The organism is Pseudonocardia pini, assembly GCF_013870575.1.
Lineage (GTDB): Bacteria > Actinomycetota > Actinomycetes > Mycobacteriales > Pseudonocardiaceae > Pseudonocardia > Pseudonocardia pini.
This window is the reverse complement of record NZ_JACBXB010000441.1, coordinates 1-4,545: the sequence shown is the minus strand read 5'-3', so window position 1 is coordinate 4,545 and position 4,545 is coordinate 1. Positions and strand designations below refer to the sequence as shown.

6 protein-coding genes are annotated in these 4,545 nt (G+C 72.8%); all 6 read right to left on the bottom strand.

Annotation, left to right across the window (positions count from 1 at the left end):
* On the bottom strand, window positions 1–277 hold a 277-nt coding region (locus tag H5J29_RS21755), incomplete at its 3' end, for a hypothetical protein (RefSeq protein ID WP_220187746.1).
* A 68-nt stretch (window positions 278–345) separates the two neighbouring features.
* A complete protein-coding gene (locus H5J29_RS21750; RefSeq protein WP_181782895.1) occupies window positions 346–576 on the bottom strand; it encodes a hypothetical protein in 231 nt (76 codons plus the stop codon).
* Between the two features lie 10 nt (window positions 577–586).
* On the bottom strand, window positions 587–1,726 hold the full coding sequence (locus H5J29_RS21745) for an inorganic phosphate transporter (protein ID WP_181782894.1): 1,140 nt from the start codon (window positions 1,724–1,726) through the stop codon (window positions 587–589).
* A 128-nt stretch (window positions 1,727–1,854) separates the two neighbouring features.
* Window positions 1,855–2,853: a beta-ketoacyl-ACP synthase III gene (locus tag H5J29_RS21740; protein ID WP_181782893.1), complete on the bottom strand. Its 999-nt coding sequence runs from the start codon at window positions 2,851–2,853 to the stop codon at window positions 1,855–1,857.
* 244 nt (window positions 2,854–3,097) lie between these two features.
* Complete coding sequence (gene ppk2 / locus H5J29_RS21735; RefSeq protein WP_181782896.1) at window positions 3,098–3,988, bottom strand: polyphosphate kinase 2; 891 nt, start codon at window positions 3,986–3,988, stop codon at window positions 3,098–3,100.
* 97 nt (window positions 3,989–4,085) lie between these two features.
* Window positions 4,086–4,545, bottom strand: a 460-nt coding sequence (locus H5J29_RS21730) for a carboxylesterase family protein (protein WP_220187745.1), incomplete at its 5' end; no start/stop codon positions are given.

Genomic DNA, 4,545 nt, shown 5'->3' with positions numbered 1-4,545 from the left:
ATCGTCGACCGGGCAACGCCGAGGGTGCCGCGAGCATCAGTCGGAAGCCCACGCGGGCCTCGACGAGCCAGCGGGCGAGCACCGGCGCCGCCTCCGCGGCCGAGCCTCCCGCCCAGATCCCGACGGGTCTGTCGAGCTGTGCGAGGCGGCGCGCCCAGGCCTCGCCCGCGGACCGTGCCGCGGGCCCGAAGGTCATGATCCCGAAGGTGCGCCCGGACTCGTCGACCCCCGGATCGGTGGTCGGCCAGCGGGGCACGCTGGTGTGCACGGAGGCCATCGGGGTCGAGCCTCCCGGATCCGCCGCCCGGGATGGGTGACCACGACATTACGGGCGAATGAAAGGCCTCACGAGACGATGATCCAGAGCCCGTACCCCACGATCGCGGCGACGGCGGCCAGGCAGACGACCGCGACGGCGGTGCCCACCGCCGGACTCAGCGCGGCCCGCGCGCCGTTGGTGGTGGCCTGCCGGGCGGACAGCCCCACCAGGGCGAACGCCACCAGGGCCACGACGGCCACCCCGAAGGCGAGGGAGGCCAGCACGACGATCCCGAGGGACCCCCAGGCGATGGTCATCGGTCCTCCCTCAGGCCGGGATCGGCTGCTCGGCCGGCGCCGGGGTGGCGGCCGGGACGTCGTTCACGTTCTCCGCGGTGACCGGCCTGCGCCGGGAGGCCGCGTAGATGCCCACCGCGACCGCCACCGCGACGACGGCGACGATCACCGTGCCCGCGGTCCCGGTCGAGGCCGCCCAGGCGGCGGCCGCCCCGACGACCGCGGCCGCGGGCAGCGTGACCAGCCAGGTGAGCGCCATCTGGCCCGCGACGCCCCAGCGCACGGTGGAGAGCCTGCGGCCCGCCCCCGCTCCGAAGATCGCGCCCGTGGCGACCTGCGTGGTGGACAGGGCGAAGCCCAGGTGCGAGCTGGCGAGGATCACCGCGGTCGACGCGGTCTCGGCGGCGAAGCCCTGCGGGGTCTCGATGTCCGAGACGCGCTTGCCGAGGGTGCGGATGATCCGCCAGCCGCCCATGTACGTGCCGAGCGCGATGGCCAGTCCCGCGGAGGCGATCACCCAGAACGGCGGACCGGAGTCCGGGGCGAGCACCCCGGCGGTGATCAGGGTGAGGGTGATGATGCCCATGGTCTTCTGGGCGTCGTTGGTGCCGTGGGCGAGCGCGACCATCGAGGCGGAGACGATCTGGCCCGCCTTGAAGCCCTTCCGGACGGTGCCGTCGTCGGCGGTCGCGGTGACCCGGTAGGCGAGGTACGTGGCGAGCAACGCGACCACCCCGGCGAGGACGGGGGAGATCACCGCGGGCAGCAGCACCTTGGTGACGACGGCGCCGAAGTGCACCGCGCCCGTGCCCGCGGCCACGAGGGTGGCCCCGATCAGCCCGCCGAACAGGGCGTGCGACGAGCTGGACGGCAGCCCCAGCAGCCAGGTGAGCAGGTTCCACAGGATGGCGCCGACGAGCCCCGCGAAGATCACCACCGGGGTGATCCGCGTGTCGTCGACCAGCCCGGAGGAGATGGTCCTGGCGACCTCGACGGACAGGAACGCGCCCACCAGGTTCAGCGCGCCCGCGATGATCACGGCCGTCTTCGGTCTCAGGGCGCCCGTGGCGATCGAGGTGGCCATCGCGTTGGCGGTGTCGTGGAAGCCGTTCGTGAAGTCGAACAGCAGCGCGGTCACGATGACCACGACGACGATCAGGGTCAGGTCCATGCTGGCGCGCCTTCGGCAGGGGGACGTACGACCCGAGGGTCCGGTCCGACGGCGACGGCCAGGGCGTTCCAAGATGAACGGAACATGAACACCGGATGGCGAACAGTTCGCATCCGGACGAACGGGACCTAACCGAGCTCGGGCCAGGTGAGCGCGGCGGCACCCCAGGTCGCACCGCCGCCGAAGGCCGCCAGGGCGACCTTCTGGCCCGCCTTGAGCAGGCCGCGGTCGTGCGCGTCGGACAGGGCGACCGGGATCGAGGCGGCCGCGGTGTTGCCCACCCGGTCCAGGTTCATCACGATCCGGTCCGCGGGCAGCCCGAGCCGCTGTGCCACGGCGTCGAGGATCCGGCTGTTGGCCTGGTGGCCCACGAACCGGTCCACCTCGTCGACGCTCCAGCCGACCCGGTCGAGTACCTCGCGCGTGGAGCGGGTCATGCGGTCCACGGCCTGCCGGTAGACGGCCTGGCCCTGCATCGCGAACCAGCGCTCCGCCGAGCCGGGGTCCCGGGAGCCGCCGCCGGGGGTGATGATCAGGTCCTCCTGGCCGCCGTCGGAGCCGAGGGTGAGCGCGTGCACCGTCTGCTCGCCGCCCGCGCGCAGCACCACGGCCCCCGCGCCGTCGCCGAACAGGAAGGCGGTGCGCCGGTCGTCCGGGTCGACGATGGTGGAGAACGTGTCCGCCGCGATCAGCAGGACGGAGTCCGCGGTGCCGCTCGCGATCAGGGCGGTGGCCGTGGAGAGGCCGTAGAGGAAGCCGGAGCAGACCGCGTTGACGTCGAACGCGGGGATCGGGCCGAGGCCGAGCTTGGTCGCGACGAGCGGGCCGGTGCCCGGACACGTGCGGTCCGGGGTGGTCGTGGCCAGCACGAGCAGGTCGACCTGGCCGCTGCCACCCGTCTGCAGGTCGTGCTTGAGGGCGCGGGCGCCCGCCTCGGCGGCGAGGTCGGAGGTGGCGGTGCCGGGGTCCACGTGGTGGCGGGTGGAGATGCCGCTGCGGGTGCGGATCCACTCGTCGGTGGTGTCCAGCCGCGCGACCAGGTCCTCGTTCGTGACGATCCGGGCGGGCAGTGCGTGCCCCAGCCCGCTGATCCGCGGGGTCCGGACCGCATCGATCGGGCCATACATACGGGACCACCCGGTTTCGGTCGGCGTCGGCGGACCGGGTCCAGTCTTCCACGTCGTGGGGATCGCACAACGGGGGTGTGACGGGGCTGTGTCGGGTTGACAACTGGGTTTCGAGTGGAAACCCTGCGGGAGTCCCCGACGACGAGGAGCCGGGCCCCCTGGAACGGCCGACGCCGTGATCGCCGGGTGCGACCCGTCGAGGCCGTATACGGCGCCGATGGGTCGGGAGCGGTGATCAAGGGTGTCAGGCGTGGCGGCCCAGGGGCGGGAAGGCGCCGGGGCCCTCGCCGACCTCGAAGATCCGGGAGGCGGGGCCGACGATCAGGGGGTCCGGGTCGGTGGCCACCGCGAGGTCCTTGCCGGGGTAGTCGAAGAGTCGGAGCACGTGCCGCATGGCTTCCAGCCGGGCCCGCTTCTTGTCGTTGCTCTTGATCACCGTCCACGGTGCGTCGGCGGTGTCGGTGTAGAAGAACATCGCCTCCTTGGCCTCGGTGTAGTCCGCCCACCGGTCCAGCGAGGCCAGGTCCATCGGGCTGAGCTTCCACTGCCGCACGGGATCGACCTGGCGGATGGTGAAGCGGGTGCGCTGCTCGGCCTGCGACACCGAGAACCACAGCTTGACCAGGTGCATCCCGCTGCGGACGAGCATCCGCTCCAGCTCGGGGGCGGCGCGGAGGAACTCCATGTACTCGGCCGGGTCGGCGAACCCCATGACCCGCTCGACGCCCGCGCGGTTGTACCAGCTGCGGTCGAACAGCACGATCTCCCCGGCCGAGGGCAGGTGCTGGACGTAGCGCTGGAAGTACCACTGGCCGCGCTCGCGCTCGGTGGGCTTCTCCAGCGCCACGACCCGCGCCCCCCGCGGGTTGAGGTGCTCGGTGAACCGCTTGATCGTGCCGCCCTTGCCCGCGGCGTCCCGGCCCTCGAACAGCAGGACGATCCGCGATCCGGTGGCCTTGACGTGGTTCTGCAGCTTGAGCAGCTCGATCTGCAGCAGCCGCTTGACCTCGTCGTACTCGGCGCGGGAGAGGCGCTCGTCGTACGGGTACCCCTCCCGCCAGGTGTCGACGGCCCCCTCCGGGCCCACCAGGACGGGATCGTCGTCGTCGGAGTCCTGCACGGCGTAGGCGTGCATCGGGGCCTGCGGGAGCTGGTCGGTCACGCGCGCGATCCTGACCGGTGGAGTGGGCCGGCGGGTGAACGCGGGATGACCGGTGGCCGACGTGTGGCGCTCACCCGCCGCCCGGCAGCTGAGCCCACAGCGCACACCGGTGCTCGGCGCCGAGGTCGATCAGGCCCGGGTCGACCATGCGGCCCTCCGGGGGGAGCCACAGGGTGGGCCCCTCGGGGCCCCTGAGCGCGGGCCAGTCCTGCCCCGGTGAACCGGTGCGCGCGAAGGTGGTCCAGTAGCCGATCATCCGGTCGGCGAGGCGCTGCTGGGCGGGTGTGGTCAGCAGGTTCCGGCCGTTCAGGTCGAACAGGTAGGGGACGTCCGTGGCGTGCGCGGCGCCCTGCGGCACCTCGGGCGTGGTGACGCCGTTGACGTTCGGCGCGGTGGGATCGGCGAACTCGTAGCCGTACACGGGGAGCCCGTGCCCGGCGAGCAGGGCGTTGCCCTCCAGCGTCGGCAGGCCCACGACCCGTCGGTGACGGCGGCGGCGAAGGCCGCGGTGGCGGAGGGACGAGGGTGGT

Coding starts and splice junctions, on each gene's coding strand:
- H5J29_RS21750 (WP_181782895.1), bottom strand. CDS start 576: ATGACCATCGCCTGGGGGTCCCTCGGGATCGTCGTGCTGGCCTCCCTC.
- ppk2 (WP_181782896.1), bottom strand. CDS start 3,988: ATGCACGCCTACGCCGTGCAGGACTCCGACGACGACGATCCCGTCCTG.
- H5J29_RS21745 (WP_181782894.1), bottom strand. CDS start 1,726: ATGGACCTGACCCTGATCGTCGTCGTGGTCATCGTGACCGCGCTGCTG.
- H5J29_RS21740 (WP_181782893.1), bottom strand. CDS start 2,853: ATGTATGGCCCGATCGATGCGGTCCGGACCCCGCGGATCAGCGGGCTG.